Annotated in this window: 4 protein-coding genes; all 4 read left to right on the top strand. The window is 63.3% G+C overall.

Translation table 11 applies throughout. The features are described 5' to 3' along the window. Nucleotides 1-158 precede the first annotated feature (158 nt). The 4 genes from ACW9JE_RS29830 (at nt 159) to cmoB (ending at nt 3115) form a co-directional block, all read left to right on the top strand. On the top strand, nt 159-551 hold the full coding sequence (locus ACW9JE_RS29830; RefSeq protein ID WP_457434798.1) for a protease inhibitor I42 family protein: 393 nt from the start codon (nt 159-161) through the stop codon (nt 549-551). A gap of 2 nt (nt 552-553) precedes the next feature. Further along, nucleotides 554-1189, top strand: a complete 636-nt coding sequence (locus ACW9JE_RS29825) for a lysoplasmalogenase (protein WP_457434799.1) — start codon at nt 554-556, stop codon at nt 1187-1189. 229 nt (nt 1190-1418) lie between these two features. Next, nucleotides 1419-2162 carry a carboxy-S-adenosyl-L-methionine synthase CmoA gene (gene cmoA, locus ACW9JE_RS29820; protein WP_457434797.1) on the top strand — a complete coding sequence of 248 codons (744 nt, stop codon included), beginning with the start codon at nt 1419-1421 and terminating at the stop codon, nt 2160-2162. Next, the gene (gene cmoB / locus ACW9JE_RS29815; protein ID WP_457434796.1) at nt 2159-3115 is read left to right on the top strand and encodes a tRNA 5-methoxyuridine(34)/uridine 5-oxyacetic acid(34) synthase CmoB; all 957 of its coding nucleotides are present in this window, start codon (nt 2159-2161) and stop codon (nt 3113-3115) included. The genes cmoA and cmoB overlap by 4 nt, the downstream gene beginning before the upstream one ends. The last annotated feature ends 83 nt before the right edge of the window (nt 3116-3198 follow it).

Genomic DNA, 3198 nt, shown 5'->3' with positions numbered 1-3198 from the left:
GGATTTATGTCGTACACAACTACTGTGCGCACCACGAAACCTGTAGGAGCGAGGCTTGCCCGCGAAGGCGTCAGCGCTGCCAACCCAATACTTCCTGCCTGTCACATTTTGTCTCATCTCGGTTATGCTCGCCGTTCGTCGTGAACGCCGGAGCCCCTATGTCCCCCACTCGCCTGTTCGTCCCCCTCGCCCTCGCGCTGCTGGCCGGTTGTGCCACGCCGCCGAAACATAACGTGACCGTGGAAAAACAAAGCGAATGCCCGGTGAAGCTCATCAGCGGGCAGAACCTGATCCTGACCCTGCCCAGCAACCCGACCACGGGTTATCGCTGGTCGATCCAGGATTCGGCCGGTGGCGTGCTGCGCTCGTTGGGGCCTGAGGTGTATCGCAATCCGGAAGATGCCGGCGTGGTCGGTGCGGCCGGTGTGTCGACCTGGCGCTTCCAGGCCTTCGCCCCCGGCAACGGGCGTCTGCGCCTGACGTCGCAACAACCATGGGCGCCGGAAGTGCTGCCGGTGGACGCCTTCGACTGCGCCATCTCGGTCAACTGACCATGGGCTGGCTGATTCTGGCGCTGATGGGCGCAGCAACCTTCCTCTACGGCCTGAGCGTGCACGCGTCGCTGCTGTGCCTGCTGGTCAAGCCACTGCCCGTCCTCGCCCTGCTCGGCTGGCTGCACGACGCACCGCCCGGCGACTACCGCCGCTGGATCAGCCTGGGACTGATTTTTTCCCTGATCGGCGATGTGCTGCTGGCGTTGCCGGGGGATCTGTTTGTGTTTGGGCTGGGCGCGTTTCTGGTGGCGCACCTGGCCTATCTGAAAGCCTATCTGAGCGATTGCCGGCGGTTGGCGTTGTTGCCGCTGATCATCGCCCTGGCTGTGGGCGTAGTGTTGCTGGGGATTCTGATCTCCCACGGGCTGGGGCCATTGCTGCTCCCGGTGATTGTCTACGGATTGGCCATCAGCGCCATGCTCTGGCGCGCACTGGCGCGGCTCGGCACCGACGTGCCCAAGCGCTCGGCGCTGCTGGCGGCGGCAGGCGCGGTGGCGTTCGTGTTCTCGGACAGCGTGATTGGCATCAGCCGGTTTGTGGCGCCGTTCGAGGCGGCGCCCTATGTGATCATCCTCAGTTATTGGTTGGGGCAGTGGGGGATTACAGCCTCCGCGTTTTCCCGAACCGAACGCTGATCTTGATCGTTCCCACGCTCTGCGTGGGAATGCATCCTGTGACGCTCTGCGTCACGCTTGTGAAGGGACGCAGAGCGTCCCGGGCGGCGTTCCCACGCAGAGCGTGGGAACGATCTGTGTTGGCGAAACACGATCTGGGGACAAACCAGCGGTTTATCAGACAATCCGCGCATCCGCCCGCCAACTTGGCTAAAATGCCGGCCTTTTCCCCGACACCGCCGGAACCGCCGTGAGCAAAGAACCCGATCGCCTTTTCGCCCAGCCTTTGGCCCAGGTGCCTGACTTCGCCTTTAACGAGGACGTGGTGCGGGTGTTCCCGGACATGATCAAGCGCTCGGTGCCCGGCTATCCGACCATCGTGGAAAACCTCGGCGTGCTCGCCGCGCAGTTCGCCCAGCCCAATAGCGTGCTCTACGACCTCGGCTCATCCCTGGGCGCGGTGACTCAGGCGCTGCGCCGTCACGTTCGTACCGAAGGCTGCCGGGTGATCGCTGTGGATAACTCCGCAGCCATGGTCGAGCGTTGCCGCGAATACCTCAACGCTCAGGATTCGATGTTCCAGGAGCTGCTGCCGGTGGACGTGATCGAAGGCGATATCCTCGCCCTCGACTTCCAGCCCGCCTCGGTGGTGGCGATGAACTTCACCCTGCAATTCATCGCCCCGCAACAGCGCACCGAATTGCTCTCGCGCATCCGTCAGTCGCTGCTGCCCGGCGGCGCTCTCATTCTTTCGGAAAAACTGCGCTTCGAAGACGAGCAGGAGCACGCGCTGCTCACCGACCTGCATATCGCCTTCAAGCGCGCCAACGGCTACAGCGAACTGGAAATCGCCCAGAAGCGCAGCGCCATCGAAAACGTCATGAAGCCCGACAGCCTCGAAGAACACCGCGAACGCCTGCTGGCGGCCGGGTTCTCGAAAGTCGTGCCGTGGTTCCAGTGTCTTAACTTTGCCTCGTTGATTGCCTTGCCATGATTGATCTGTCCCCCCTCGCCCGCCGTCTGGCCGGCACGCCGCTGGCCGAATGGGCCAACACCCTGCAAGAGCAACTCGACAAGAAGATGGAGAAAGGTCACGGCGACCTCGAACGCTGGCAAAGCGCGCTGGACGCCCTGCCCGCTGTCCAGCCGACCGAAGTCGATCTGCTCGACGGCCTGAAGCTGGACACCGATTGCGACGACGCCACCCGCGCACAGATGCGCACCGCGCTGATGGGCCTGTCGCCGTGGCGCAAGGGCCCGTTCGACCTGTTCGGTGTGCACGTCGACACCGAATGGCGCTCGGACTGGAAGTGGTCGCGGGTCGCCCCGCACCTGGATCTGAAGGGCAAGCGCATTCTCGATGTCGGTTGCGGCAACGGCTACTACATGTGGCGCATGCTCGGCGCCGGTGCCGACAGCGTGATCGGCGTCGATCCGAACTGGCTGTTCTTCTGCCAGTTCCAGGCCGTGCAGCGCTACCTGTCGCAGCCGAACGCCTGGCACCTGCCGTTTCCCTTTGAGGACCTGCCGCCGAATCTCGAGGGCTTCGACACCGTGTTTTCAATGGGCGTGTTCTACCACCGCCGCTCGCCGATCGAGCACTTGCTGGCGCTGAAGGATTGTCTGGTCAAAGGCGGCGAGCTGGTGCTGGAAACCCTGGTGGTCGAAGGCGACCAGCATCAGGTGCTGGTGCCGGAAGATCGCTACGCGCAGATGCGCAACGTGTGGTTCCTGCCGTCGGTGCCGGCGCTGGAACTGTGGCTGCGTCGCGCCGGGTTCACGGATGTGCGGTGTGTGGATGTGAGTACCACGACGGTGGAGGAGCAGCGCGGTACCGAGTGGATGAAGTACCAGTCGCTGAGTGACTTCCTTGATCCCGAGGATCACAGCAAGACCATTGAAGGCCTGCCGGCGCCGATGCGGGCGGTGATTGTGGCCAGAAAGTAAGCAGATCTCCCTGTTGAAGTAGATCAACTGTGGGAGCGGGCTTGCTCGCGAAGAGGGCGTGTCAGCCGACAAAGATGCTGGCT

Source organism: Pseudomonas sp. SDO55104_S430 (genome assembly GCF_054070595.1).
Note: the sequence above shows the minus strand (reverse complement) of the source record. Positions and strands in the feature narration are given on the sequence as shown.

Bases quoted from the DNA above. Each gene is read 5' to 3' on its own strand.
- ACW9JE_RS29830 (WP_457434798.1), top strand. From the start codon at position 159: ATGTCCCCCACTCGCCTGTTCGTCCCCCTCGCCCTCGCGCTGCTGGCC.
- ACW9JE_RS29825 (WP_457434799.1), top strand. From the start codon at position 554: ATGGGCTGGCTGATTCTGGCGCTGATGGGCGCAGCAACCTTCCTCTAC.
- cmoB (WP_457434796.1), top strand. From the start codon at position 2,159: ATGATTGATCTGTCCCCCCTCGCCCGCCGTCTGGCCGGCACGCCGCTG.